Annotated in this window: 19 protein-coding genes, 1 tRNA gene, 1 other RNA gene and 3 pseudogenes; 5 read left to right on the forward strand and 19 right to left on the reverse strand. The window is 74.5% G+C overall.

The genetic code is table 11. The annotated features are described in order from the left end of the window. Positions 1 to 19: 19 nt before the first annotated feature. The 3 genes and pseudogenes from JKP76_RS23820 to JKP76_RS03040 form a co-directional block, all read right to left on the reverse strand. Positions 20 to 1441: pseudogene (locus JKP76_RS23820) on the reverse strand (circularly permuted type 2 ATP-grasp protein); the annotation flags it as partial. Between the two features lie 567 nt (positions 1442 to 2008). Further along, positions 2009 to 2332, reverse strand: a pseudogene (locus tag JKP76_RS23825) (class I SAM-dependent methyltransferase); the annotation flags it as partial. Between the two features lie 66 nt (positions 2333 to 2398). Then, positions 2399 to 3415, reverse strand: a complete 1017-nt coding sequence (locus tag JKP76_RS03040; protein WP_309229405.1) for a methylenetetrahydrofolate reductase C-terminal domain-containing protein — start codon at positions 3413 to 3415, stop codon at positions 2399 to 2401. Between the two features lie 114 nt (positions 3416 to 3529). Between JKP76_RS03040 and JKP76_RS03045 the strand changes: the two genes are divergently transcribed. Further along, positions 3530 to 4525 carry a pirin family protein gene (locus JKP76_RS03045; RefSeq protein WP_200489497.1) on the forward strand — a complete coding sequence of 332 codons (996 nt, stop codon included), beginning with the start codon at positions 3530 to 3532 and terminating at the stop codon, positions 4523 to 4525. 70 nt (positions 4526 to 4595) lie between these two features. On the opposite strand, the gene JKP76_RS03050 is transcribed toward JKP76_RS03045, so the two are convergent. From JKP76_RS03050 to JKP76_RS03060, 3 genes and pseudogenes are all read right to left on the reverse strand, one after another. After that, positions 4596 to 5351 carry a VOC family protein gene (locus JKP76_RS03050; RefSeq protein WP_200489498.1) on the reverse strand — a complete coding sequence of 252 codons (756 nt, stop codon included), beginning with the start codon at positions 5349 to 5351 and terminating at the stop codon, positions 4596 to 4598. A 71-nt stretch (positions 5352 to 5422) separates the two neighbouring features. Then, positions 5423 to 6518, reverse strand: a pseudogene (locus JKP76_RS23830) (LLM class flavin-dependent oxidoreductase). 76 nt (positions 6519 to 6594) lie between these two features. Then, on the reverse strand, positions 6595 to 8583 hold the full coding sequence (locus JKP76_RS03060) for a TPM domain-containing protein (protein WP_200489499.1): 1989 nt from the start codon (positions 8581 to 8583) through the stop codon (positions 6595 to 6597). A 113-nt stretch (positions 8584 to 8696) separates the two neighbouring features. Here JKP76_RS03060 and JKP76_RS03065 point away from each other — a divergent pair, with 113 nt between their 5' ends. After that, the gene (locus JKP76_RS03065) at positions 8697 to 9071 is read left to right on the forward strand and encodes a Rieske (2Fe-2S) protein (protein ID WP_200489500.1); all 375 of its coding nucleotides are present in this window, start codon (positions 8697 to 8699) and stop codon (positions 9069 to 9071) included. A gap of 16 nt (positions 9072 to 9087) precedes the next feature. Here JKP76_RS03065 and JKP76_RS23190 read toward each other — a convergent pair whose 3' ends face one another. Both JKP76_RS23190 and JKP76_RS03075 read right to left on the reverse strand, forming a co-directional pair. Continuing rightward, complete coding sequence (locus tag JKP76_RS23190) at positions 9088 to 10782, reverse strand: ABC transporter ATP-binding protein (protein WP_200489501.1); 1695 nt, start codon at positions 10780 to 10782, stop codon at positions 9088 to 9090. Beyond that, positions 10779 to 11348: an ABC transporter permease gene (locus JKP76_RS03075; RefSeq protein ID WP_200489502.1), complete on the reverse strand. Its 570-nt coding sequence runs from the start codon at positions 11346 to 11348 to the stop codon at positions 10779 to 10781. The genes JKP76_RS23190 and JKP76_RS03075 overlap by 4 nt, the downstream gene beginning before the upstream one ends. Before the next feature lies 1 nt (position 11349). Here JKP76_RS03075 and JKP76_RS03080 point away from each other — a divergent pair, with 1 nt between their 5' ends. Then, positions 11350 to 11865, forward strand: a complete 516-nt coding sequence (locus JKP76_RS03080) for a hypothetical protein (protein ID WP_200489503.1) — start codon at positions 11350 to 11352, stop codon at positions 11863 to 11865. Here JKP76_RS03080 and JKP76_RS03085 read toward each other — a convergent pair. The 11 genes from JKP76_RS03085 to JKP76_RS03135 all read right to left on the reverse strand — a co-directional run bounded on the left by JKP76_RS03085 (position 11840) and on the right by JKP76_RS03135 (position 23575). Then, complete coding sequence (locus JKP76_RS03085; RefSeq protein ID WP_200489504.1) at positions 11840 to 12940, reverse strand: ABC transporter permease; 1101 nt, start codon at positions 12938 to 12940, stop codon at positions 11840 to 11842. The two genes, JKP76_RS03080 and JKP76_RS03085, sit on opposite strands and share 26 nt — an antisense overlap. Before the next feature lie 105 nt (positions 12941 to 13045). Further along, positions 13046 to 14665: an ABC transporter substrate-binding protein gene (locus JKP76_RS03090; RefSeq protein ID WP_242471168.1), complete on the reverse strand. Its 1620-nt coding sequence runs from the start codon at positions 14663 to 14665 to the stop codon at positions 13046 to 13048. Positions 14666 to 14901: 236 nt separating this feature from the next. Further along, entirely contained in the window at positions 14902 to 15723 is an 822-nt protein-coding gene (locus tag JKP76_RS03095) for a MetQ/NlpA family ABC transporter substrate-binding protein (protein ID WP_200489506.1), read from the reverse strand. Positions 15724 to 15758: 35 nt separating this feature from the next. After that, positions 15759 to 16418, reverse strand: a complete 660-nt coding sequence (locus tag JKP76_RS03100; RefSeq protein ID WP_200489507.1) for a methionine ABC transporter permease — start codon at positions 16416 to 16418, stop codon at positions 15759 to 15761. Next, the gene (locus tag JKP76_RS03105) at positions 16415 to 17512 is read right to left on the reverse strand and encodes an ATP-binding cassette domain-containing protein (RefSeq protein WP_309229404.1); all 1098 of its coding nucleotides are present in this window, start codon (positions 17510 to 17512) and stop codon (positions 16415 to 16417) included. The genes JKP76_RS03100 and JKP76_RS03105 overlap by 4 nt, the downstream gene beginning before the upstream one ends. Before the next feature lie 348 nt (positions 17513 to 17860). Further along, entirely contained in the window at positions 17861 to 18460 is a 600-nt protein-coding gene (recR, locus tag JKP76_RS03110) for a recombination mediator RecR (RefSeq protein ID WP_200489508.1), read from the reverse strand. 66 nt (positions 18461 to 18526) lie between these two features. After that, the gene (locus JKP76_RS03115) at positions 18527 to 18874 is read right to left on the reverse strand and encodes a YbaB/EbfC family nucleoid-associated protein (RefSeq protein ID WP_200489509.1); all 348 of its coding nucleotides are present in this window, start codon (positions 18872 to 18874) and stop codon (positions 18527 to 18529) included. A 74-nt stretch (positions 18875 to 18948) separates the two neighbouring features. Further along, positions 18949 to 21213, reverse strand: a complete 2265-nt coding sequence (locus tag JKP76_RS03120; protein ID WP_200489510.1) for a DNA polymerase III subunit gamma and tau — start codon at positions 21211 to 21213, stop codon at positions 18949 to 18951. A 76-nt stretch (positions 21214 to 21289) separates the two neighbouring features. After that, an RNA gene (ffs, locus tag JKP76_RS03125) (signal recognition particle sRNA small type) lies at positions 21290 to 21385 on the reverse strand. 82 nt (positions 21386 to 21467) lie between these two features. Further along, a tRNA-Ser gene (locus JKP76_RS03130) sits at positions 21468 to 21552 on the reverse strand. Positions 21553 to 21568: 16 nt separating this feature from the next. After that, positions 21569 to 23575: a hypothetical protein gene (locus tag JKP76_RS03135; protein WP_200489511.1), complete on the reverse strand. Its 2007-nt coding sequence runs from the start codon at positions 23573 to 23575 to the stop codon at positions 21569 to 21571. Between the two features lie 206 nt (positions 23576 to 23781). On the opposite strand from JKP76_RS03135, the gene JKP76_RS03140 reads away from it, so the two are divergent. Both JKP76_RS03140 and JKP76_RS03145 read left to right on the forward strand, forming a co-directional pair. Next, on the forward strand, positions 23782 to 24129 hold the full coding sequence (locus JKP76_RS03140; RefSeq protein ID WP_200489512.1) for a hypothetical protein: 348 nt from the start codon (positions 23782 to 23784) through the stop codon (positions 24127 to 24129). A 25-nt stretch (positions 24130 to 24154) separates the two neighbouring features. After that, positions 24155 to 25798 carry a serine/threonine-protein kinase gene (locus JKP76_RS03145; RefSeq protein WP_200489513.1) on the forward strand — a complete coding sequence of 548 codons (1644 nt, stop codon included), beginning with the start codon at positions 24155 to 24157 and terminating at the stop codon, positions 25796 to 25798. Positions 25799 to 25814: the final 16 nt, after the last annotated feature.

The following is a 25814-nucleotide window of genomic DNA, read 5'->3' on the forward strand; positions in this document are numbered from 1 at the left end:
CGACCGGCCGGGGGCGGCTGAGCACCCAGGTGTCCTTGGAGCCCCCGCCCTGGCTGGAGTTGACCACCAGCTCCCCCTCCGGCAGCGCCACCCGGGTCAGCCCGCCGGGCAGCACCCACACCTTGTCGCCGTCGTTGACCGCGAAGGGCCGCAGGTCCACGTGCCGCGGGGCGATCCGGCCACCCACCAGCGTCGGGCAGGTGGACAGCCCGATCGGTTTCTGCGCGATCCAGTCGCGGGGCTTCGCACGCACCTTCACGGCCAGCTCCTGGAGCGTCTTCTCGTCGGCGCGCGGGCCGATGACGATGCCCTTGCCGCCGGAGCCGTCGACCGGCTTGAGCACCAGCTGGTCGAGGGACTCGAGCACCCACTCGACGGTGTCCCGGTCGTCGAGCCGGTGCGTCTCGGCGTTCTGCAGCACCGGCTCCTCGCCCAGGTAGTACCGGATCAAATCGGGCACCCAGGTGTAGAGCAGCTTGTCGTCGGCGACGCCGTTGCCGACCGCGTTGGCGATGGTCACCCGGCCGGCGCGGGCCGCGTTGAGGACGCCGGCGCAGCCGATCACCGAGTCCGGGCGGAAGTGCACCGGGTCGAGGAACTCGTCGTCGATGCGGCGGTAGATGACGTCGACGCGGCGCTGCCCGTCCGTCGTCCGCATGCTGACCTGGTTGCCGGCGCAGACCAGGTCGCGCCCCTCGACCAGCTCGACGCCCATCTGGCGGGCCAGCAGCGCGTGCTCGAAGTAGGCGGAGTTGTAGACGCCGGGCGTGAGGACGACGACCGTCGGGTCGGCGACGTTCGACGGCGCGCTGGCCTTGAGCGCGGCCAGCAGGCGGGACGGGTAGTCGTCGACCGGCTGGATGCGGTGGTCGGCGAACAGCTCGGGCAGCACCTGGCTCATCGCCGCCCGGTTGGTGATCACGTAGCTGACCCCTGACGGCGAGCGCAGGTTGTCCTCGAGCACCCGGAAGTCGCCGGCCTCGTCGCGGACCAGGTCGATGCCGCTGACGTGCACGCGGACGCCGTTGGGCGGGACCAGCCCGTGCGCCTGGCGGTGGAAGTGCGCGCTGGTGGTGACCACGCTGCGCGGCACCACCCGGTCGGCGAAGACCTGGCCGGCGCCGTAGACGTCGGCGAGGAACGCCTCGAGCGCCAGCACCCGCTGGACGACCCCGCGCTCGATGACGTCCCACTCGTCGGCGCCGATGACCCGCGGCACGATGTCCAGCGGGAACGGCTGCTCCTCGCCGGCGTGGGCGAAGGTGACACCGGCGTCGCGGTAGGTCTGGCTGAGCAGGTCGGCCCGCGCGGCCAGCTCCTCGCCGTCGATCGGCTGGAGCGAGGAGTGCAGGCCCGCGTACGGCGGCCGGGGTTCGCCGACGTCGCCGAACATCTCGTCCCACTGCTGCCCCAGGAGGTAGCCGTCGAAGAGATCCGCCATGGTCGAGAACCTAGTTCGGGGATGTGTCCCGCGCGTTTCGGCAGCGCGAACCCGCCGCCCGCTCCCCCGTCGACGCGACCAGATCGCCGATCTCGCCGCGTAGGGCGCCCGGAAGGCGCCAGATCGCCGATCTCGCCGCATAGGACGCCCGGAAGGCGCCAGATCGCCGATCTCGCGGATCTCGCCGGGAGGGTTCAGACGGCGACCGCGACGGCGAGCCAGGGGCGCAGCGCGCCGTCGGCGAGCAGCCGGCCGACCCGCCCGGAGTTCTCCTCCGCCTGCCGGAACGCCGGGTCCCCACCGTGCCGGCGGGCCACCTCGGCGTCGACGGCGTCGGCGGCGCGGGTCCACTCCTCGGGGCTGTCGGAGAGGTCGGCCTCGGCGGTGTCGATGACCTCGAAGCCGGCGGGCGGCGAGCAGCTCTCGGGTCTCCGCCTCGGACGGGAACTCGTTGCCGTCGGGCGCCGGGGAGGTGAGGGGGCCGTCGGCGACGAAGACGAGCAGGCCGAGCCGGGCGCCGTCGACCAGCACCCGCCGCAGCTCGCCGAGTGCACCGGCCTTGTCCGGCATGGTGTCCAGCACGCCCAGGCACTCCGCGGCGTCGAAGGAGCCGTCGGCGAAGGGCAGCTGCTGGCCCAGGGCCACGACCGAGCGCAGGCCGAACATCCGGCGCGACGCCCGCACCGCCGCGACCATCGGCTCGGCGCACACCGGCCGGACGCCGCGCTCGGCGGCGAGCCAGGCGGCCGGCCCGCCGACGCCCGCGCCGGAGTCGAGCACCCGGCTCCCCGGGCGCAGCTCCAGCCGGTCGGCCAGCCAGCGCAGCGCGCCCTCGCTGCCGCTCCCCCGGCAGCCCGCCGGGATGGCGGTCTCCGGCCCGAGGGCGCGCACGGCCTCCTCGGTCCAGCCAGGCGACGGTGTCGAACTCCGCCTCCATCGCCTCGCTCGCGAGCTCCGTCATGCCATCCCTCTCAGCTCCGTCGCGACGGCGGCCTTGATCCGCGCGCCGTCGTCCTCGCCCCGGCCCGAGCCCATCCCGGACAGGTTCACCCCGACCACGCCCTCCACGGCGAGCAGCGCCCGCGCCTCCTCGACGGCCGCAGCGATCCCGGCGGCCCGCGGGTCGGGCGCGGCCAGCACCTGCTCGACCCGCTCGTCGTCCAGGTGCAGGCCGGGGAAGCGCTGCAGCACCCGCGCCGAGCGCTCGTCGGTGTAGACGGCGACCCCGGCGAGGAACGGCAGCGTCGCGCCGGCCGCCCGAGCGGCGGCCACGAACTCCGCGACCCGCGCCGGGCTGCTGACGTGGTTGAGCACGCACAGCTGCGCCCCGGCGCGCTGCTTGGCGGCCACCCGCGCCGGGCGGGCGGCGACCGGCGGCGCCTCGGGCGACTCGGGGACGGCGACCGGCAGCCCGGTGGCGGCGGCCAGCGCGGCCAGCCGCGGCCCGTCCAGGTCGAACACCTGGGTGGCCCCGGCCGCGACCCCCGGCCCGCGGGCGTCGCCGGTCACGCACAGGACGCCGTCGACGCCGAGCGCCGCGAGCCCGGCCAGCTCCTGCTCCAGCACGACGCGGTTGCGGTCGCGGCAGGCCAGCGTGGTCCACAGCCGGCCGCCGGCGTCGTGCACCCGCGCGGCCAGCATGGTGGGCGGCACGTCCGGGCGGTTGGCGTGCTCCCCGGCGAGCACGGCGTCGCAGACCGGGGCCAGCACCTCCACCACCCGGCGCACGGAACCGGCGTCGAACGGCGCCGTCGTGAGGTCGGCGAGCACCACCGGACCGGTGTCCGCGGCGGCGAGCAGGGCGCTGGTCGCGGCCGGTGCGACCGGCCGCTCGGGCCAGTGCGGCGCCGGCTCGTCGAGGAAGACGCACTCGTGCTCGGCCACCTCGCAGCGCCCGTCCCCGCGGACCCCCCCGCAGGGGCCGAAGACCATGCGCTTCGGGCAGCCGAGCCGGGGCAGCTGCAGGTCCGGCACCGTCGCACGGTGTCCGGTCCGGCGACCGCCGAAACACGGGCACGGAGCGGGAAGACAGCACGGCCGGGACGAGTTACGGTGGCACTAGTTGAACTCTCAACCGAGGAGGCCGGCATGCCCGCCGTGACCGTCGAGGACACCACCACGCTGCCCCGCGTCCCCCTGCCCGCGCCCCGCAGCGTCCGCCGCCGGACCCGCTCGGTCACCACGGCGCCGTCGGGGTTCGAGGGCGAGGGCTTCCCGGTGCGCCGCGCGTTCGCCGGCGTCGACCTCCGCGACCTGGACCCGTTCATCCACATGGACCAGATGGGCGAGGTCGAGTACGCCCCCGGGGAGCCGAAGGGCACCTCCTGGCACCCCCACCGCGGCTTCGAGACCGTCACCTACATCATCGACGGCACGTTCGAGCACGCCGACTCCCACGGCGGCGGCGGCACGATCACCAACGGGGACACCCAGTGGATGACCGCGGGCGGCGGCGTCCTGCACATCGAGCGCCCGCCGGAGCAGCTCGTCGTCAGCGGCGGGCTCTTCCACGGCCTGCAGCTGTGGGTGAACCTGCCGCGCGCGCAGAAGTGGGTCGAGCCGCGCTACCAGGACCTGCGGGCCCAGGAGTCGGTCCTGCTCGCCAGCCAGGACGCCGGGGCGCTGCTCCGGGTGATCGCCGGCGACATCGGTGGGCACACCGGCCCGGGGTCGACCTACACCCCGATGGCGATGGTGCACGCCACCGTGGCGCCGGGCGCGCGGCTGGACCTGCCCTGGCGGCCGGACTTCAACGCCCTGGTCTACGTGCTCTCCGGCGCGGGCTCCGTCGGCATCGACGGCGCCCCGGTGCGCACCGGTCAGCTCGCCGTGCTCGGTCCCGGGGACACCGTGTCGATCACCGGCGCGGTGGCCCAGGAGTCGCGCACGCCGGCGCTCGACGTCGTCGTCCTCGGCGGCGCCCCGATCCGCGAGCCGATCGCCATGGCCGGCCCGTTCGTCATGAACTCGCGGCAGGAGGTCCTCGACGCGTTCGAGGACTTCCAGAAGGGCCGGCTGGGCTCCATCCCCGCCTCCTACGGACGCCGCGCACCGCACGCCGACGTGCAGGGCGAGTCCCGGTAGCCCTGACCCCCTGCTCCTCGCCGGTCTCGCCCCTCCGGGTCATCCTCCGGAGGGGCGGGACCTGCGGCGGTCACTCCTCCGTGGCGGCCTCCATGATCGAGAAGGCGGCGCCCCAGGGGTCCTCGAGAACCGCGAACCGGCCGAACTGGCTGTCCTCGGCCGGGTGCAGCACCTTCCCGCCGGCGGCCTCGACGGCGGCCACGGTGCCGTCGGCGGACGCGACGGCGAAGCAGACCGTCCAGCCCGTGGGCAGGCCCGGCTGCACCGGCCCCAGCCCGCCCAGCGGGCGGTCAGCGGTGCGGAAGGTCGAGTACTCCATGCCCTCCACCGGATCCCACCGGAAACCGAAGACCGCGGTGTAGAACTCCTGGGCGGCGGCCGGGTCCTGGACCGCGGCCTCGTTCCAGACCAGCGAGCCGGGCTCGTTGAAGCGCTGGACGCCGGTGTGCTCACCGGCCTGCCAGAGGCCGAACGCGTTCCCCTGCGGGTCCCGCGCCATGACCATCGTGCCGACCGGCCCGATCTCCATCGGCTCCACGACCACGGCGCCCCCGGCCTCGCGGATGCGCGCCGCCGTGGCCGCGGCGTCCTCCGTCGCGAAGTACGTCGTCCACGACGGCGGGTCCCCCTCGGTGAGCGGGCCGAGGCCGGCGACCTGCCGGCCGTCCTTCTCCGCGTTCGCGTAGCCGCCGTACTCGGGTTCGCCGCCGGTCCACACCCAGCCCATGAGCTCGGCGTAGAAGGACTTGGCGGCGTCCGGGTCGGCCGCGCCGTAGTCGATCCAGCAGGGGGTGCCGGCGGGCCAGGCGGTGTCTCGTGTGGGCATCTCGTTCCTCCCTCGGGTGTGAGGCAGGTCACGATGCCACCGGGGTCCGACAGAACGGCGGCCCGTCGTCTTCAGGCGGCGAGGGCCTGCGCGCCCAGCAGCGGGAGCACCTCCTCGCCCACCCGCCAGGCCTCCTCGAGGTGCGGGTAGCCGGAGAGGATGAACTCGTCGAAGCCGAGGCCGGCGTACTCCGAGATCCGCTCCGCGACCTGCTCGTGGCTGCCCACGAGCGCGGTGGCCGCACCCTCGCGCACCAGCCCGATGCCGGCCCACAGGTTGGGTGCGACCTCCAGCGAGCGCGCCCCGTCGGCCGCGGTGCCGCCGTGCAGCGCCGCCATGCGCGCCTGCCCCACGGAGTCCATCCGGGCGAACCGGGCCTGCGTGGCCGCGATCGCCTCGGGCGCCATCCCGGCCAGCATGCGGTCGGCGACGCCCCAGGCCTCCTCGGCGGTGTCCCTGCTCAGCACGTGCAGCCGGATGCCGAACCGGACCTCCCGGCACCGCGGCCGCGGCCTTCTCGCGCACCCGCTCCACCCGCTCGCCGACCAGCGCGGGCGGCTCGCCCCAGGTCAGGTAGGTGTCGACCAGTCGCGCCGTGACGTCCTCGGCCGGCCCGGAGGCCCCGCCCAGGTAGATCCGCGGCATCGGCGCGGGCGCGGCCAGGCCGGCGCCCTCGACGCGCACGTGCTCCCCGGCGAAGTCGAACGGCCGGCCCTCGAAGCTGCGGCGGAAGACCTCCAGGAACTCCCCGGTGCGGGCGTAGCGCGCGTCGTGGTCCAGGAAGTCGCCGTAGGCCCGCTGCTCGACCGGGTCACCGCCGGTGACGACGTTGATCCGCAGCCGGTTGCCGCTGAGCTCCTGGAAGGTCGCCGCCTGCTGCGCGACCAGCGTGGGCAGCGCGAACCCCGGCCGCAGCGCGACCAGGAACTCCAGCCGGTCGGTCAGCGCGGCCAGCGAGGAGCAGACGATCCACGGATCGGGGCAGCCGGCGCCGACCGGGGTGAGCACGCCGGTGAAGCCGGACTGCTCGGCGGCGCGGGCGACGTCGCCGAGGTAGCGCAGCGTGGCCGGCCGGCGCAGCGCCGTCCGGGAGGTGCCGGTGACCGTCGTCGCCGGAGCCGCGTCGTGCCCGTCGCCGCGCGTGGGCAGGAACCAGTGGAACTGCATGAGGACCTCGCGAGCGTCGGGACGGCGAGATCCCAGCAAAGCACACCAATCCGGTGCGCTTGCACGGGATTGCGGATCAGAACCGGCCGCCGCCGCCCCCGCCACCGCCGAAGCCGCCGCCCCCTCCGCCACCGCCGCCGAAGCCGCCGCCTCCCCCGAAGCCACCGCCGCCGCCGAAGCCACCGCCGAACCCGCCGCGGGAGCCGCCGGCGAGGATGCCGCCGAGCACCAGGCTGCCGAGGTCCACCCCGCCGCGGCGGTACCCCGGCCCGTACCCGCCACCGAAGCCGCCGGGGCCGCCGCCCCAGCCCTGCAGGTCGTCCTGCGCCCGCGACAGGGCCGACCGCGCCAGCGAGGTCGCCTGGTGGGCCTCCTGCAGCGCGGCCACCGGCTCGTCGCGCCCGCGGTCCACCGCGGCGTCGAGGTGCCGCTGCGCCTCGGCCAGCCGGGTGCGCGCCTCGGCGCCGACCGCGCCGCGGCGGGTGGCGATGAAGTCGCGCGCGGACGCGATCTCGGCCCGGGCGGTCAGCACCGCCTGCTCCAGCGCGCCGGCCGCCCGGCGCGCCTGGGCCTCGGCGTCGCGGGCCACGGTGAGCCCCTGGTCCAGCGCGATGTCGGCCTCCTCCAGCTGCCGGAGCGCGGCCAGCGGGTCGGGCCGCTCCCCGGCGAGCAGCTCGTCGGCCGCGGCCAGGGCCGCCTCGGCGCGGGAGATCTGCGGGCGCAGGCCGCTGCGGTCCCCGGACGCGGTGAGCGCCCGGGCCTCGGCGAGATCCTTCTCCGTCTCGGCGCGCACCGCGGCGACGCGGCCCCCGGCGGCCTCCAGGTCGGCGCCGAGCCGGCCGACGGCGTTCAGCAGCGTGGTCGTCTGCGCCACCGCGTCCTCGGCCGCGCGGATGTCGCCGACGGCGGTGCCGGGCTCGGGCGAGGCGAGCGCCGTCCGGGCCTCCTGCACCTCCTGCTCGGCCGCGGCCAGCCGGGCGCGGGCCTCGGTCACGTTGTCCGCGACCGGGGCCGTGGCGGTGTCGGCGAACCCCTGCCGCAGCGCGCCGAGCCGCTCCTCCTCCTGCGGGATCCGGGCGTGCAGCTCGGCGATCCGCGGCGCGAGCGCGTCCAGCACCTGCGGCGCGGTGTGCTCGAGGTCGCGCAGCGCCGCGAACGCCGCGGCCTGCTCGTCCAGGCGTGCGCCCGCCGCCTGGGTCAGCTGCAGCATCTCGCCGAGCATCTTCCGGGTGGTCGGCTCGTCCTCCGGGACGTCGTCGTCCAGCTGCTGGCGCAGCGTGAACGCCCGGGAGAGCTCGTCGCGGGAGGCGGCCAGGGCCTTGTCGAAACCCTCCACCGCCTGCGGCCCGTACTGCGCGCGGGCGTAGTCGAGGTCGAGCTGGGAGGTCTGCATCGCCTCGTCCAGCTCGAGCAGCGCGGTGCTGGCCCGGAACTGCAGCTTCTCCGTCGGCTCGCCGGCGTGGGGGTCGACCTGCTCGATCCGCGCGACCGGCGGCAGTGCCGCCCGCTGCTTCTTGCGGCGGTTCCGCGCGACCAGGTAGGCGCCGCCGCCGACGACCGCGACCCCGCCGACCACCAGCAGGGCACCCCCACCGCCCGATCCGGAGCCGGGCGCCTTGCCGGTGCGCAGGATGTCGGCGAACGCGACGACACCGGCCTCCCAGTCGCCGTCGGCGAACTCCGGCTCCACGGCCTGCCCGGCCAGCCGGTCGATCTCCTCGTTGCTCATGTCCGAGCCGTTCGGCGGGATGAACCCGTAGGCGCCGTCGTCGACCGCCACGGCCAGCATCGCGTCCCCGCCGCCCAGCCCGGAGAGCTCGCCGGTCGACAGCATCCAGTCCTGCGAGTCCACGCCGTCGAACGAGTCCACGAAGACGACGAACAGCTGCGTGCCGTCCTCGGACTGCAGCTCGTCGAGCGCGGCCTCGATCTCCGACTCGTCCCCCAGCACCCCGGCCTCGTCGACGATCTGGTCCTCGAGGCGGAACGGCTCCTGCGCGAGGGCCGGGGACGCGGCCAGGCCGAGCACGGCGGATGCGCCGAGAACCACGAACAGCCGGCGCACGGCCACCTCCTGGAGCGAATCGGTGCGGGAGACGACAGTACCGAGGAGGTGGGGGTCCGGCGGCCGCCCTGCGGGTAGGGGGGCTCGACGTCCCGACCACCCGAGGAGACCCCGTGCCGGACGACGACCGGATCCCCGCCACCGAGCTGCCCCCGGGCACCGTCCGCCGTGTCGGCGACTGGGCCGTGGGCAACCGCGGCCCCGAACCCGACGGCGCGGACCGCCACTTCGCCGTCTCCCGCCGCTGCCGGCACCAGCTGGCCGACCTGTCGGAGGGCTCGCTGGACGCCGACGGCTGCCTGGTCTGCCCCTGGCACCAGAGCCGCTACGACGTGCGCACGGGCGAGATGGTCGAGGGGCCGCGCGGCTTCCTCGGCTACCACGGCCCGACCCCGGGCTACACCCAGCTGGTGCGGCTGCTCGGCTCGCTGGCCCGGCTGCGCGTCCGCCGCGCCACCCGCTCCGGCACCGACGTCGTCCTCGAGTAGCCCGCCCTCCCGTCGGTCAGCGGAGGCGGTCCCACTCGGCGCGGCGGCGGGCCTGCTCGTCGGGATCGGGCACGGGCAGCGAGGCCAGCAACCGCTGCGTGTACGGGTGCTGCGGAGCGCCGAGCACCTGCTCGCCGGTGCCCTCCTCGACCAGCTCGCCCTTGTAGAGCACCGCGATGCGGTCGGCCAGCAGGTCGACGACGGCGAGGTCGTGGCTGATGAACAGGCAGGCGAAGCCCAGCTCGCGCTGCAGCTCGTCGAACAGCTCGAGCACCCGCGCCTGCACCGACACGTCCAGCGCCGAGGTGGGCTCGTCGGCGATCAGCAACTCGGGGTCCAGGGCCAGCGCACGGGCCAGGCTCGCGCGCTGCCGCTGACCGCCGGAGAGCTCGTGCGGGAAGCGGTCGCCGAAGCTCTTCGGCAGCTGCACCGCCTCGAGCAGCTCGTCGACCCGGCCGCGCGCCGCCTGCGGGTTCTTCGCCCGCTTGTGCACGACGAGCGGCTCGGCGACGGCGTCGGCGATCGTCAGCAGCGGGTTGAAGCTGGACGCCGGGTCCTGGAAGACGAACCCGATCCGCTCGCGCAGCGGCCGGAACGCCCGCTCCTTGAGCCCGTTCATCTCGGTGCCGTGCACGGTGAGCGAGCCGCCGGTGACCTTGGTCAGCCCGGCGATCGCCCGGCCGATCGTGGTCTTGCCGCTGCCGCTCTCGCCGACCAGCCCCAGCACCTCGCCCGGGCGGATCGCGAAGCTGACCCCGTCCACCGCGACGAAGTCGGGCTGGCGCAGCCGGCCGGGGTAGACGATCCGCAGGTCGCGGGCCTCCACCACCGGCGCCGCCTCCTGCCAGCCGGCGGGCCGGGCGGCGGCCCGGTCGGCCGTGCGGGCGCGTCCCTCGCCCAGCCGCGGCACGGAGCCCAGCAGTTGGCGGGTGTAGTCGTCCTTCGGCGCGGTGAACAGCGTCCGGACGTCGGCCTGCTCGACGATCCGGCCGTGGTACATGACCGCGACCCGGTCCGCGAGGTCCGCGACCACGCCCATGTTGTGCGTGATCAGCACGATCGCGGTGCCGAACTCGTCGCGGCAGCGGCGCAGCAGGTCGAGGATCTCGGCCTGCACGGTCACGTCGAGGGCGGTGGTCGGCTCGTCGGCGATGATCACGCCGGGGTCCAGCGCCAGCGCCTGGGCGATGACGATGCGCTGCTTCTGCCCGCCGGAGAACTGGTGCGGGTAGTGGTCGACCCGCGTCTCGGGGTCCGGGATGCCGACGCGGCGCAGGACGTCGATCGCCTTGGCCCGCGCCTCCTTCTTGCTGTAGTCGCCGTGGGCGCGCAGGCCCTCGGCGATCTGCCAGCCGACCGGGAACACCGGGTTCAGCGCGGTGGAGGGCTCCTGGAACACCATGGCGGCGTCCCGGCCGCGCACGTCGCCCAGGTCGCGGCGGGACAGCGCGACGACGTCGGCACTGCTGCTGCCGTCCTTGCTGGTGAGCACGATCGCGCCGCGGGTGAGCGCGGTCTCGGGCAGCAGCCCGAGGATGCTCCGCGCGGTGACGGTCTTGCCGCTGCCGCTCTCCCCCACGATCGCCAGCACCTCGCCGGCGCCCACGGTCAGGCTGACGTCGCGGACGGCGGCGACGTCGCCTGCGTCCGTGGCGAACGTGACCGACAGCTTCTCGATCTCGACGACGTCGCGCGCGGGTGTGGTCGTCACAGCTCGGCACCCTTCTCGTCCACGTACAGGTCGTCCGCGGCGATGGCGCCGGGCACGACCGAGGTCTCCGCGACGTCGGCCGCCGTCGTCGGGCCGCGGCGGCGGGTGCGCAGCCGCGGGTCGGCCAGGTCGTTGAGGCTCTCGCCGACCAGGGTCAGCCCCAGGACGACGAGCACGATCGCCAGGCCGGGGAACAGCGAGGTCCACCAGATGCCGCTGGTGACGTCGGACAGCGACTTCTGCAGGTCGTAGCCCCACTCGGCGGCGGCCGTGGGCTCGATGCCGAAGCCGAGGAAGCCCAGGCCGGCCAGCGTCAGGATCGCCTCGGACGCGTTGAGGGTGAGGATCAGCGGCAGCGTGCGCGTGGCGTTGCGGAAGACGTGCCGCGACATGATCCGCCAGTGCGAGGCGCCGATGACGCGGGCGGACTCGACGTAGGCCTCGGCCTTGATCCGCACCGTCTCCGCGCGCACCACCCGGAGGTATTGCGGCACGAAGATCACGGTGATGGAGAGGGCCGCGGCCATGATGCCGCCCTTGAGGCTGGACTCGCCCCCGTTGAGCACGATGGCCCACGACGATCGCCAGCAGCAGCGACGGGAAGGCGTAGATCGCGTCCGCGACGACGACGAGCACGCGGTCCAGCCAGCCGCCGAAGTAGCCGGCGATCAGCCCGAGCAGCACGCCGATCACGATCGACATGAGGACGGCGGCGACGATCACGTACAGCGCCGTCCGCGTGCCCCAGATGACGCGGGAGAGCACGTCGTACCCACCGACCGTGGTGCCCAGCCAGTGCGCCGACGACGGCTCCTGCTGGGCGCCGAACGGGCCGCTGGGGTCGCGCAGCTGGTTGAACTCGTAGGGCGCCAGCAGCGGCGCGAAGATCGCGGTGATCAGGAAGATGCCGGTCAGGACCAGTCCGGCGACGAGCATGCCGCGCTGCAGGCCGACGCTCTGGCGGAGCTGGTGGACGACCGGCAGGCCGCGCCACCCGCGGGGCCGGCGGCCGGCGGCGGGGGCGTCGGCGGGCTCGGCGTTCGTGCTGGTGGCCATCTCAGTACCTCACCCGGGGGTCGATGAGCGCGGCGATGACGTCGACGACGAAGTTGACCAGCGCCACGATGACCGCGGCCAGGACCACGATGCCCTGGACGGCGACGAAGTCGCGGGCCTGCAGGTACTCGACCAGCTGGAAGCCCAGGCCCTTCCACTCGAAGGTGGTCTCGGTGAGCACCGCGCCGCCGAGCAGCAGCGCGATCTGCAGGCCGATCACGGTGACGATCGGGATGAGCGCGGGCCGGTAGGCGTGCTTGCGCAGCAGCCGGCGCTCGCTGACCCCGCGGGAGCGTGCCGCCTCCACGTAGCCGCTGCCCAGGGTGCCGATGACGTTGGTGCGCACCAGCCGGAGGAAGACCCCGGCGGTGAGCAGGCCCAGCGCGATGGCCGGGAGGACGGCGTGCTCCAGCACGTCCCGGAGGACCTCGCCGTCGCCGAGCTTGATCGCGTCGATCAGGTAGATGCCGGTGGGGTTCTCCAGGGACTGGAGCTGGATCTCCGCGCCGGTGGAGGCGCGCCCCGCGACCGGGAGCCAGCCGAGGTTGACCGCGAAGACCAGCTTGAGCAGCAGGCCCGCGAAGAAGACCGGGGTGGCGTAGCAGAGGATCGCGAACACGCGCAGCAGCGCGTCGGGCCAGCGGTCGCGCAGGTAGGCGGCGAGCCGGCCGAGCGGGATGCCGACGGCGAACGCCACGATCAGCGCGTAGAAGGCGAGCTCGAGGGTGGCGGCGCCGAACGTGGTCAGCATGTCGCTGATCTCGCGGCCGTCGCTGATCGCCGTCCCGAAGTCGCCGCGGGCGAGCTGGCCGAGGTACTCCCAGTACTGGACGAGGATCGGCCGGTCGTAGCCGGCCTCGGCGATCCGCCGGGCGAGCTCCTCGGCCGGGAGCCGGCCGCCCTGCGCGGCGGTGATCGGGTCACCGGTCAGGCGCATGAGGACGAAGACCGTCGTCACGAGGATGAAGATCGTCGGGAAGATCAGCAGGAAGCGGACGAGCAGGTAGCTGCCCAGCCCCCCGCTGCGGCGCTGACGAGCCGCGGTGGGCGCGGCCTCGGGGGCGGCTCCGCCCCCGGTCAGCTCGGTCGTGGTGGTGGTCATCTCTCCCACTCGGTTCTTTCGGGCCCTCACACGGCAGACCCCGGGTGACCCGCTCGCGGCGGGTCACCCGGGGCCGTGGTGCCTACAGTCTCCCAGCTGGTGGGATCAGCCCTTGCTCAGGGCGCCGTAGCGGAACTTGAAGGACGCATCGAGCGTGTCCTCCGCGCCCTCGACGTCGGAACCGACGACGGCGACCTGGGCGCCCTGCAGGTAGGGCAGCGTGGACAGGTCGTCGGCGACCAGGTCCTGGATCTGCTCGAGCAGGCCCTGGCGCTCGGCGGGGTCGGCCGTCGTCGCCTGCTGCAGGATCAGGTCGTTGACCTGCTGGTTCTCGTAGTGGTTGCTGAGGAAGTTCTCCAGCAGGAAGAACGGCGTCAGGTAGTTGTCGGCGTCGGAGTAGTCCGGGAACCAGCCGAGCTGGTAGGCCGGGTAGGCGTCCGCGGTGCGCTGCTCCGAGTACTGGGTCCACTCGGTGGTCTGCAGGTTGACCGTGAACAGGCCGTCCGCCTCGAGCTGGTCCTTGATCAGCGCGTACTCGTCGGCCGAGGACGGGCCGTAGTGGTCGTTCGAGTACTGCAGGTTCAGCTCGACCGGGGTGGTGACGCCGGCCGCCTCGAGGCGGGCCTTCGCCGCGGCGGCGTCGGGGCCGCCCTCGTTGTCGCCGTACTTCTCCAGGAGCGGCTCGATCGCGCCGGTCAGGCCCTCGGGGACGTGGGAGTACAGCGGCGTGTAGGTGCCCTTGTAGACCTGCTCGGCGATCTCCTCGCGGTCGAGCAGGTCGGCGGCGGCCTGGCGGACGGCCAGCGCCTTGGCCGGGTCGACCTCCGGCGTGGTGGCGCCGAACGGCTGGGTGTTGAAGTTGAACACGATGTAGCGGATCTCGCCGCCGGGGCCGTCGACGACCTTGACGTCGTCGTTGCCACGCAGGTCGTCGATGTCCGTGGCGGTCAGGCTGCGCCACGCGACGTCGATGTTGCCCTGCTGGATGTCCAGCTTGAGGTTCGAGGCCTCGGCGTAGTACTTGACGTTGACCTTCTCGGTCTTCGCCTCGCCCAGCACACCCTGGTAGTCGGGGTAGGCCTCGTAGGAGATCAGGTTGTTCTGGTCGTAGTTCGTGATGACGTACTGACCGTGGAAGGCCTCGCCGTCGACGATCTCCTGGTCCGGGGTGATCTCGTCGGCCGAGAAGACGTCCTCGTCCACGATCGGGCCGGCCGGGCTGGAGAGGATCTGCGGGAAGACCTGGTCGTTCTCGGTCTTCAGGTTGAACACGACCGTGGTGTCGTCCGGGGTCTCGACGCTGTCGAGGTTGTAGAGCAGCGAGGACGGGCCGTTCTCGTCCGCGATCGCCAGCTGGCGGTCGAAGGTGAACTTGACGTCGGAGCTGGTCAGGTCGTTGCCGTTGGCCCACTTCAGGCCCGGCTTCAGGGTGACCGTGTACTGGGTCGGGGAGGTGAACTCCGCCGACTCGGCGATGTCGGGCTCGACGTCCGGGCTGCCGTACGGGGTGTTCAGCAGGAACGGGTAGATCTGGTTCATGACCGCGAACGAGCCGTTGTCGTAGGAACCGGCCGGGTCGAGGAAGGTGATCTTGTCGGTGGTGCCGATGGTCAGGGCGCCGCCGCTGCCGGAGCCGCCACCGGAACCGCCGTTGCCACCGTCGTCGTCGCCGCCGCAGGCGCTCAGCAGGAGAGCGGTCACCGCGACGCCCGCCGTGGCGACCATGCGCCGACGGCTGCTCGATCCGGAGATCATCCGATACCTCGTCTTCATCAAAATGCGACCCGCGCGGCGCACCGGGCGCGGCTGCGGGCCACCACAGGTCAGTGGATGAAGCAGGTCTAACACGCCGGTGCGGCCGCAAGGAATCCCGTCCCGACACCGTTATGACGTCGTGACTGCAGCAGTGAGCCCGGACACGCGGACGTCCTCGTCCGTGTGCCCGGGCTCACCGGATGTCATCAGAACGCGGGCAGGACCGCGCCGGAGTAGGTCTCCTCGATGAAGGTGCGGACCTCGTCGGAGTGCAGCAGCTCCTCCAGCTTCGTGATCCGCTCGTCGCCCTCGTCGCCGGTGCGCACGACGAGCAGGTTGGCGTTCGGGTTGCCCTCGCCCTCCTCCAGCACGAGCGCGTCCTCGGCCGGGTTCAGGTCGGCGTCGATGGCGTAGTTGCCGTTGATGACCGCGGCGTCGACGTCGGCCAGCGAGCGGGGCAGCTGCGCGGCCTCGACCTCGGTGATCTCGAGGTTCTTCGGGTTCTGGTCGACGTCGAGCGCCGTCGGGGCGTCGTCCCCGGTGTCGGCCAGCGTGAGCAGGTCGTTGGCCTCGAGCAGCCGCAGCGCGCGGCCGGCGTTGGTCGGGTCGTTCGGGATGGCGATCGTCGCGCCGTCGGGCAGGGCGGCGACGTCGTCGATCGACTCGGAGTACAGGCCCAGCGGCTCGATGTGCACCGGGTCGAGGGCGGTGAAGTCGTAGCCGGCGTTCTTCTCCTGCTCCTCCAGGTACGGCACGGTCTGGAAGAAGTTGGCGTCCAGCGAGCCGTCGTCGAGGGCGACATTGGGCTGCACGTAGTCGGTGAACTCGACGATCTCCAGCTCCAGACCGGCGTCGTCGGCGAGCTCGTCGGCGATGAAGTTCAGGATCTCGGCGTGCGGCACCGGCGAGGCGCCGACGCGCAGCGGCTCGTCGGCGCCGGAGAGCTCCGCGTCACCCCCGCACGCGGACAGGCCGAGCACGGCGGCGGCCGCGACGGCGGCCAGGACGGACCTACGGGGGCGGGACATGGTGGATCTCCTTGCTCGTGGGGCGGTGCGTGGGCTCAGACGTGCGCGAGACGCCGGGCCCACCGGTCGCCGGCCCACTGCAGGAGCTGGACCAGCACCAGCAGCAGGACGACGGTGGTCACGGTGATGTCGGTGCGGAACTGCTGGTAGCCGTAGCGGATGGCGAAGTCGCCGAGCCCGCCGCCGCCGATCGCACCGGCCATCGCGGAGTAGCTGATCAGCGCGACGACGGTGACGGTGACGCCGGCGACCAGCGAGGGCAGCGCCTCGGGCAGCAGCACCGTGCGGACGACGTCGCGCCGGCGGGCGCCCATGGACAGCGTCGCCTCGACCTTGCCGGGGCTCACCTCGCGCAGGCTGGTCTCCACCAGGCGGGCCAGGAACGGGACCGCGCCGATGGTGAGCGGCACGATCGTCGCGGTGGAGCCGATCGTGGTGCCGACGATGCCGCGGGTCACCGGGGCGACCAGCACCAGCAGGATGATGAACGGCAGCGAGCGGCCCAGGTTGACCACCAGGCCCAGCACCCGGTGGAGCACCGGCCGCGGGGAGAGCGCGCCGGGCGCGGTGATCGTGAGCAGCACGCCGAGCGGCACCCCGACGAGCACGGTGAGCAGCGTGGAGACGCCGACCATGTAGAGGGTGTCCCAGGTGGCCTCGGCCAGCTGCGGGGCGATGCGGGACCAGTCGTTCACCGCTGCACGTCCGGGGAGTCGAGGAGGCGGGTCAGCGCGGGGGCGCCGGCGCCGGGGGCGGGTTCGGGCCCGGGCCCGGTCAGGTCGACGGGCGGCGGCTGGTCGCAGGGCACGGCGCGCTCCACCAGCGAGCCGCCGTCGCGGAGCCGCTCCAGCGCGGGGTCCAGCCGGCCGTCGTCCCCGGTGACCGCGAGCAGGAGGCGGCCGAACCGCCGGCCGGCGACGGTCTCCACCGACCCGCCGACGATCTCGACGTCCAGCCCGAGCTCGCCGGCCAGGGTGCGCAGCACCCGGCCCTCGGGTGCGGCCTCGGTGACGGTGATCCGCACGAGGTCGCCGGCGGCGCCGGCGGCGGCCGGGGCGGGCAGCAGCTGGGCGGCCAGCGCGGAGTGCGGCCGGGTGAGCACCTCGGCGAGGGGTCCGCCGTCGACGACGCGGCCGGCGTCCAGCAGCACGGCGCTGTCGCAGACGGCGCGGACGACGGCCATCTCGTGGGTGATGAGCAGGACGGTGAGCCCCAGCTCCGCGCGCACCTGGCGGAGCAGGTCGAGGACGCCGGCGGTGCTGGCCGGGTCCAGCGCGCTGGTCGCCTCGTCGCAGAGCAGCACCTTCGGTCGCGCCGCGAGCGCCCGGGCGATGGCGACGCGCTGCTTCTGGCCGCCGGAGAGCTGGGCCGGCCGGGAGCCGTGCCGGTCGCCCAGGCCGACGAGGTCGAGCAGGTCGGCGACCCGGCGGCGGCGCTCGGCCTTGCCGACCCCGGCGAGCTCGAGGGGGTGCTCGACGTTGCCCGCGGCGGTGCGCGAGTCGAGCAGGTTGAAGTGCTGGAAGACCATGCCGACGGTGCGCCGGGCCTGCCGGACGCCGTCGCCGTCGAGGTCGGTGAGCACCTGCCCGTCGACGACGACCCGGCCCGAGGTCGGCCGCTCGAGCAGGTTGACCATCCGGGCCAGCGTGCTCTTGCCCGAGCCGCTGGGGCCGACGACGCCGGCGAACTCGCCGTCGGCGACCGACAGCGAGATGCCGTCGACGGCGGTCACCGCGGCCGCCCCGCGGCGGGCGGGGAAGACCTTGCGGACGTCGGTCAGTTCGATCACGGGGAGGCCTCGGTGGGGGCTCGGCGGTGCGGCACGGGACGGGGCGCCGGCGCGGGGATCCCGGGCAGGCGCGGACGAGCCGCAGCTACAGGCGGCTGGCCGTGCGCATGAGGTCGATGGCACGCCGACGCGTCAGCACCCCACCTCCCACCACGGGTCGAGTCTCCCCCGTCCCGGCGGTTTCCGACCACGGACCGTGCCGGATGTGAGCGACCCCTCACCCCTCCCGGATGTGAGCCACCCCCGACCCGTGCCGTTGTCCTCCCCGGACACCCCCTCGGGACTTTCGGTACCGAAAGTCCCCCACCTCCCCGGACTTTCGGTACCGAAAGTCCCTGTGCGGTGCGGTCAGGCGGTGATGGTGCGGCGGCCCTCGAAAGCGCGGCCGAGGGTGACCTCGTCGGCGTACTCCAGGTCGCCGCCGACCGGCAGCCCGCTGGCCAGCCGGCTCACCGTCAGGCCGAGCGGGCCGACGAGCCGGGCCAGGTAGGCCGCGGTCGCCTCGCCCTCCAGGTTCGGGTCGGTGGCGATGATCAGCTCGGTGACGCCGCTGTTCATCAGCCTGGTCATGAGCTCCTTGACCCGCAGGTCGTCGGGGCCGACGCCGTCGATCGGGCTGATCGCTCCGCCGAGCACGTGGTAGCGGCCGCGGAACTCGCGGGTGCGCTCGATGGCGACGACGTCCTTGGGCTCCTCGACGACGCAGATGACGTCCTCGGAGCGGCGCGGGTCGCGGCAGATGCGGCACTGCTCGGCCTCGGCGACGTTGTAGCAGGTGACGCAGAAGCGGACCTCGGCCTGCACGCGGGTGAGCGCGGCCACCAGCCGGCCGACGTCGGCGGACTCCGACGCCAGCAGGTGGAAGGCGATCCGCTGCGCGCTCTTGGGCCCGACGCCGGGGAGGCGGCCGAGCTCGTCGATGAGGTCCTGGACGGCACCCTCGTACACGGTGTTCCTCGTTCCCTGGGCGATCTGGAGGGGCAACCGGTCAGGCGCGCTGCCCGGGTCGGGCGGTCAGAAGCCGGGCAGGCCCAGCCCGCCGCCGGGGCCGCCGAGCCCACCGGCCAGCGGGCCCATCGCGTCGGCGGCCAGCTCGTCGACGGCGCGCTTGGCGTCGCGGACGGCGGCGACGACGAGGTCCTGCAGCGTCTCGACGTCGGCCGGGTCGACCGCCGACGGGTCGATGGTGAGCGCGGTCAGCTCGCCGGCGCCGGTCATGGTGGCCGAGACGAGACCGCCGCCGGCGGTGCCGGTCACCTCGCGCGACGCGAGTTCCTCCTGCGCGGCGACCAGCTGCTGCTGCATCTGCTGCGCCTGCTTCATCAGCTGCGCCAGGTCGGGCTGGCCACCTCCGGGGAACATGCTCCGAGAGTAGGCCGCGGATACGACCGGGAGCGGCTCGGCCGGGACGGCTGGTGTCGGCGGGGCGACCGGGCTCAGGAGTCGATCGGGCGGGCGCCGAGCTGCGCCTTGAGCAGCTGGAGGGCGGCCTGCTCGGGGTCGACGGCGGGCTCGCGCTCGCCCTCGGGCAGCGACGCCTCGGCCGCCCGCTCGGCCATGAGCTCGCGGGCCTCCGCGGCCTCCGCGGCGCGGGCCGCCGCGCGGGCGTCCTCGCGGCTGGCCCCCGGGCCGGCGGCCGTCGCGCCCTCGACGACGACCTGCACCTTCCAGCGGACGCCGAGCAGCTCCTGCAGCGAGGCGCGGATGACGTCCTTGTTGAGGTCGTCGCCGAGCATCTTCGCCAGCGCCGGCGAGGTCGCGGCCAGCGTGAGCACCCCGTTGGCGAGGTCGTGCACCTGGGCGCTCTTGAGCAGCGCCTCGGTGGTGCGCTTGTGCCCGCGGACGACCTTGAGCAGCTCGGGCCACACCCGCCGGACGTCGCTGGTGTTCAGCGTGCCGTCGGACTCCGGCGGGTTCGCCGACACCACGGGGGTCGGCTCGCCGCCGCGCGGCACCGGTGAGGACTCGGCGGCGGGACGCGGCGCGGTCTCCGACCGGGGCTCCTCCACCCGCTCGGCGGCGGCGCGGACGGCCTCGGGCCGGGCCGGGTGCGGCCAGTCCTCGTCGTCGGTGGGCTCGGGGGGCAGCGGGATGTCGGGCTCGCCAGCGGCCACCCGCGGACGGCTCGGCTCGGGCGCGCGCTCGGCGGCGGGCGCCGGGGACGACGGGGCCGGGGACGGCGGGGCCGGCGTCGCAGCCGGGGCCGCCGCGGCGGGTGCGGAGCGGCGGCCCGAGCCGGGCTGCACCGTCTCCGGCCAGTCGTCGGTGGCCGCGGCCGCGGGCGGTCGGGCGGCCGGCTGCTGGGCGGCGGGCGGCTGGGCGGCGGCCTCGCGGCGCTGCGACGGGCGGACGTACGCCGGCGCGGCGGCCGGCTGCTCGCGGACCGGCTCGGCCGCGCGGGCGGGCTCGGGTGCCCTGGTGGGCTCGGGCGCCCGGGTGGGCTCGGGCGCGCGAGCCGGTGCCGGGCGGGACTCGGCGGCCCGCGCGGGCTCGGGCGCGGCTACCGCTCCCCCGCCCACCCGGCCGGCGTGCTCGCCGGCGATCGACATCCGCCGCTCGAGGCGCTCGAGCCGCTGCAGGGTGGCCACGGCCGAGCCGTCGGTGCCGGGCAGCAGCATGCGGGCGCAGACCAGCTCGAGCAGCAGCCGCGGCGCCGTCGTCCCCCGCATCTCGGTGAGGCCCTCGTGCACGGTGTCGGCCATGCGCGACAGCGTCGCGGAGCCCAGCGCCTGCGCCTGAGCGCTCATGAGGTCCACCCGGTCGGACGGGGAGTCGAGCAGCCCGTTGCCGCCGGCGTCGGGCACCGCGTCCAGCACGATCAGGTCGCGCAGCCGGTCCAGCAGGTCGGTGGCGAACCGGCGCGGGTCGTGCCCGGCCTCGACCACGCGGTCGACGGCGCGGAACACCCCGGCGGCGTCGTGCGCGGCGAGGGCGTCGATGGTCTCGTCGAGCAGCGCGTCGTCGGTGACCCCGAGCAGGCCGACGGCGCTGCGGTAGGTCACGCCCTCGGGCCCCGCACCCGCCAGGAGCTGGTCGAGGATGGACAGCGAGTCGCGGACCGAACCGCCACCGGCGCGCACGACCAGCGGGAACACGGTGGGCTCGACGGTGACGCCCTCGGCCTCGCAGGTCTTCTCCAGCAGGCCGCGCAGCGTGGTCGGCGGGACGAGCCGGAACGGGTAGTGGTGCGTGCGCGACCGGATGGTCGGCAGCACCTTGTCCGGCTCCGTCGTCGCGAAGACGAAGACGAGGAACTCCGGCGGCTCCTCGACCACCTTCAGCAGGGCGTTGAAGCCCTGCGTGGTGACCATGTGCGCCTCGTCGACGATGTAGACCTTGTACCGGCTGCTCACCGGGGCGAAGAAGGCCCGCTCGCGCAGGTCGCGGGCGTCGTCCACACCACCGTGGCTGGCCGCGTCGATCTCGATGACGTCGAGCGAGCCGGGGCCGTCGGGGGCCAGGGCGACGCAGGAGGCGCAGACCCCGCACGGGGTGGACGTCGGGCCCTGCTCGCAGTTCAGCGAGCGCGCCAGGATGCGCGCCGAGGACGTCTTGCCGCAGCCGCGCGGACCGCTGAACAGGTAGGCGTGGTTGATCCGGCCGCCGTCGACCGCGTTCACCAGCGGCGCGGTCACGTGCTCCTGGCCGACCACCTCGGCGAACGTCGCCGGGCGGTACTTCCGGTACAGAGCCAGGGCCACGGAGGCAGGTTACGCGGAGGCGGGGACACTCCCGGAGCAGCCGGGTGGAACCGGTCCGCGGAGCGGCCCGGGGAAAGAAAAGGACCCCCCGCGCACCCGCCAGAGCCCGCTTATCCTTGCTGCCTTCCGGCCCTGGGGAGGTTCACAGGGTGACGCCACACGAGGGGTCGGGCTCCACTGTAGAGCACGGCCGCGACCACCCCCGGACGCAGGCGGGCCCGCCGCGTCCTGGTGGACGGGCGGGCCCGGTGCTGCGGAGGATGGGAGATTCGAACTCCCGAGGGTTTTATCCCAACCCGCTTTCCAAGCGAGCGCCATAGGCCACTAGGCGAATCCTCCAACTGCGGAGCCGATCCTACCGGGCGCCCCCGGCACCGCTGCCACGGCTCTCGACGACGAGCACCGAATCGGCCGCACCGAGGTCCACCACCTCGCTCTTGGCGGGGTTCAGCCGCACCTCCCCGGTCGCGCCGACGCGGTAGCCGAGCACCGACTGCCCGCGGGACGCCCCGGCCGCCACGACCGCGCCGAAGGGCACGGGCTCCCGGCCGACGTAGCGGCGCGCCGGGTGGAACCCGAGCCGCGCACCCTCGGGGTCGAAGAGCTCCACGAAGACCTGGGCCAGCTCCGTGCGCTCCGAGAGCTGGGCCAGCACGAGGCTGGTCACCTCGTCGCTGACGATCCAGTCGTCCACCCCGCCGGCCCGCACCAGCTCGACGTCGTCGCGCTCGAGCACCTCGGCGACGATCCGGACCGCCCGCTCACCGCCGGCCGGCCAGGCCCGCCGCAGCGCGAGCAGGGTGAGCAGGGTGCGGGCGTCGCCGTCGGCGGCCGCGACGGCGTCGCGGTAGCTGAGCACGATGCCCTGGTCGTAGTCGCCGTCCTGCACCAGCGCGGCGAGCTCCTCGGGCCCGGCGCTGGTCGGGTGCACGCGGACCTCGGTGTGCTGCAGATCCTGGACCAGCACGTCCCCCGGGTCGACCAGCGCTGGGTCGACGACGACGTCGACGACGGTGCCGGGGACGGCGAACTGGTCGAACTCGCGCACCACCTTCGCGCCGAGCTGGCTCCAGCCGACGATGAGCAGCCGCTTGGGCAGCGGGACCTCGTCCGCCAGCAGCTCGGCCTCGGGCACCGGCCAGGTGGTGGTCCCGGTGCAGCGGAACGTGGAGTCGTCCTCCGCGACGGCGATGACCTGGTCGCCGTCGCCGAGGACCGTCGCGGCCGGCGGGTTGAGCAGGATGCGGCCGTCGGCCCGGGCCAGCCCGAGGACGGCGCAGGCGTCGAACGCGGTCAGCACCTCGGCGTAGGTGCGGCCGGTGAGCTCGTCGAAGGGGGCGAAGTAGATCTCGTCGCCGTCGAAGTCGATGAGGTCGCGGAGCACCTGCGACAGGCCGCTCTGCCGGCAGGACTGCGCGGTGATCTCGGCGATCACGTGGTCGGAGTTGACCGTGACCACCCGCCCGTCGGTGAGCGCGGCGAGGCTCGCGGCGTACGTGGGGTCGGAGATCTCGGCGACCACCCGCGGGCCGGCGAACTCCGGGTCGAGCGTCTTGAGGGCGAGCACGGCGCGGATCGCGTCGGCGTCGCCGTTCCCGGCGCTCATCACGATCACCGAGCGCGCACCGAGGACGTCGACCATCTCCAGGTCCGCGACCGAGGCCGGCGAGCCGGAGCGGCAGACCAGCCGGGTCGTGCCGGTGTCGCCGACGGCGGCCGCCAGCGCGTCCTCCATCACGGTCTTGTCCTCCGCGCCGAGGACGACCACGGCCGCGCGCCGCTCGCTGGCGTTGGCGACGACCAGCTCCGACACGATCGCGGCGATCCGCGGCGACCAGCCGAGGACGACGGTGTGCCCGGACTCGAGGACCTGGCTGCGCCCCTTGCGCAGGCCCTCGATCCGCTGGTCGACGGCGTTGGCGATCAACCCGATCAGGCTGCCGGCGATGAAGATGCCGGCGAGGGTGACCAGGAAGGACAGCAGCCGCATCGGCCAGCTGCTGTCGCCTGCGAACGTGCCGGCGTCGACGACGCGCAGCATCGCCTGCCAGATGCCCTCCGCGGGGTTCGCCACCGGCCCCTCGCCGTTGACACCGTCGAGCCCGAAGCCCCAGAACGCCAGGCCGGCGACGACGAAGATCGCCAGGGTCAGCAGCGCCAGCCAGCCGATCACGACGCCGGCACCGCGGGCGAGGGCGTTGTCGAACCGGTAGCGCAGCCGCTGGCCGGGGGTCGGCGTGCGCGCCGGCCGGGACGCGCGCCGCACCGGCGCGCCGGTGGCCGGCGTCGCCATGCGGGTGCGGCGGCTGACCGCCTTGCCCGGCCGCGTCGCCCGTGTCGTGGTGGTCCTGATCTCGCCCATGCCCGCTCCCGCCCGGAGCCGCGGCTGCCGGCGCCGGACCGCCGGCCGGTCAGGCGGCCGGCGACAGGTTAGGGGCTCAGACCCGGAACGACGCGGTTCCCGGGCCGCCCGGGTGGTTGAGTGTCGCGACCTGCGGGCATCCCCGCACGCAACGATCGGGTGGCCCCGGAGAACGCGCCGCGCGGCGACCGGAGGAGGAGACGGACATGAGCGAGGACACGCAGGTGCGGCCCGACGTCGTCGAGGCGATCGTCGGCGTCCTCAAGGGCGGCGACGCCGCCGCCCTGCCGGAGGGCGCGACCGCCGCGGAGAAGGCCGCGGCCAAGGACTCCTACCTGTCGGACTTCGTCGCCGACCGGCAGAAGCGCGACCGCCAGTCGCAGGCCTGGGAGCTGCTGGTGACCCGCAGCTACGACGAGCCCCCGACGTGGGCGCAGATCTTCGACGACCTCGACCCGGCGGTGCACGCCGAGCTCGGCGCCCTCTTCGACGCCCTCCCCGCGGGGGCCCGCGACGAGTACGTGCGCCGGTACGGGGAGCCCACGGGCGCCTGACCACGCGGTCGACCCCGACACCCCCATGTCCACATCCCTCACCACGCCCGGCCGGCTGGTCGCCGGGCGCTACCGGCTGCAGTCGCAGATCGGCGGCGGCGGCATGGGCGCGGTCTGGCTGGCCCTCGACGAACTGCTGGGCCGGCAGGTCGCGGTCAAGCAGGTGCTCGTCTCCGAGAGCGACCCGGTGCTGGCCGAGCAGCAGCGGCAGCGCGCCCTGCGCGAGGGCCGGATCGCCGCCCGGCTGAGCCACCCGCACGCGATCTCGGTGTACGACGTCGCCCAGGAGGGCGAGGTCCCGTGGCTGGTCATGGAGTACCTGCCCTCGCGCAGCCTCGCCGAGGTGGTCAGCGCCGACGGCGTGCTGCGGGTGGACCAGGTGGCGCAGATCGGCGCCCAGGTCGCCGACGCGCTCGCCGCCACGCACGCCGCCGGCATCGTGCACCGCGACGTGAAGCCGGCGAACGTCCTCATCGGCCGGGGCGAGCGGATCGAGGGCCTGGTCAAGATCACCGACTTCGGGATCTCGCACGCCCACGGCGACGTCACGCTCACCCAGACCGGCCAGATCACCGGGACGCCGGCCTTCCTGGCCCCCGAGGTCGCGCAGGGCGCCGAGATGGGCGAGGCCAGCGACGTCTTCTCGCTGGGCGCGACGCTGTACACCTGCCTGGAGGGCCAGCCGCCCTTCGGCATGGAGGACAACGCGCTGGCGATGCTGCACAAGGTGGCCGGCGGCTCGATCCGGCCGCCGGTACGGGCCGGCTCGCTCTCCGGTCCCCTCACCCGCATGCTCGCGGCCGATCCCGCCGAGCGGCCCACCATGGCCGAGGTGCGTGACGAGCTCGCCCGGCTGGCCGCCGGCCGCAGCGGCGACACCACGACGGTGCTGCTGGCGCGCACCGACCTGCGCCCGGCCGGCGGTCGGCCGCGCACCGAGGTCCTCCCCGTCGCAGCGGCCGCCGGTGCGGACGACGCGACCGCCGAGCCCGCCCCCGCCACGCCTCCCCCGGCCGCGGCTGCCCCGGCCGCGGCTGCCCCCGCGGCCGCCCGGCCCCGGGTCACACCGGCCCCTGCCCGCCGCGGCCGCCGGGCCGCGTGGCTCGCCGCCGCGCTGGTCGCCCTGGTGATCGTCGGGCTGGTCGGCTTCCTGCTCCTCCGCCCGGACGGCGACGACGGCGACCCGCAGGCGGGAAGCACGCCGTCGTCGTCCGCCGCGCCGTCCTCCGAGGCGACGTCCTCGGCCGCGCCGTCCTCCGAGGCGCCGTCCTCCGAGGCGCCGTCCACCGGATCGGCGGACGGCGACGGCACGACCGGAGGCGCCGCCGGCGGCGGCGACCAGCCCGCCGACGAGGGGGCGCCCACCGCGGGCGACCCGGCCGCGGCGACGCGGGCCTTCTTCGCCCTCGTCCCCGGCGACCTGGCGGCGGCGCACCGGCTCACCAGCCCGTCGTTCCAGGAGGAGTTCCCGCTGGAGCGGTTCGCCGGCTTCTGGGACGACTTCTCGGCCGTGCAGATCAGCGACGTGCAGGCCGACGGCGACGACCGCGCGACGGTCGACATCACCTACGTGCGGCCCGACGGCTCCCGCGAGACCGAGCAGCACGAGCTGCGCTTCGTGGCCGGCGCGGACGGCCGGCTGCTGCTGGACCGGGACGAGGCCCGGTAGGGCGTCATCGGCCCCG

Source organism: Blastococcus sp. TML/C7B (assembly GCF_016612845.1).
Lineage (GTDB): Bacteria > Actinomycetota > Actinomycetes > Mycobacteriales > Geodermatophilaceae > Blastococcus.

What these genes read in the sequence shown, in the direction of transcription:
- JKP76_RS03115 (WP_200489509.1), bottom strand. Translation starts at nt 18,874, where the DNA reads ATGTTCCCCGGAGGTGGCCAGCCCGACCTGGCGCAGCTGATGAAGCAG.
- JKP76_RS03140 (WP_200489512.1), top strand. Translation starts at nt 23,782, where the DNA reads ATGAGCGAGGACACGCAGGTGCGGCCCGACGTCGTCGAGGCGATCGTC.
- JKP76_RS03095 (WP_200489506.1), bottom strand. Translation starts at nt 15,723, where the DNA reads ATGTCCCGCCCCCGTAGGTCCGTCCTGGCCGCCGTCGCGGCCGCCGCC.
- JKP76_RS03045 (WP_200489497.1), top strand. Translation starts at nt 3,530, where the DNA reads ATGCCCGCCGTGACCGTCGAGGACACCACCACGCTGCCCCGCGTCCCC.
- JKP76_RS03085 (WP_200489504.1), bottom strand. Translation starts at nt 12,940, where the DNA reads ATGACCACCACCACGACCGAGCTGACCGGGGGCGGAGCCGCCCCCGAG.
- JKP76_RS03090 (WP_242471168.1), bottom strand. Translation starts at nt 14,665, where the DNA reads ATGGTCGCCACGGCGGGCGTCGCGGTGACCGCTCTCCTGCTGAGCGCC.
- JKP76_RS03080 (WP_200489503.1), top strand. Translation starts at nt 11,350, where the DNA reads ATGGCCCACGACGATCGCCAGCAGCAGCGACGGGAAGGCGTAGATCGC.
- JKP76_RS03050 (WP_200489498.1), bottom strand. Translation starts at nt 5,351, where the DNA reads ATGCCCACACGAGACACCGCCTGGCCCGCCGGCACCCCCTGCTGGATC.
- JKP76_RS03135 (WP_200489511.1), bottom strand. Translation starts at nt 23,575, where the DNA reads ATGGGCGAGATCAGGACCACCACGACACGGGCGACGCGGCCGGGCAAG.
- JKP76_RS03145 (WP_200489513.1), top strand. Translation starts at nt 24,155, where the DNA reads ATGTCCACATCCCTCACCACGCCCGGCCGGCTGGTCGCCGGGCGCTAC.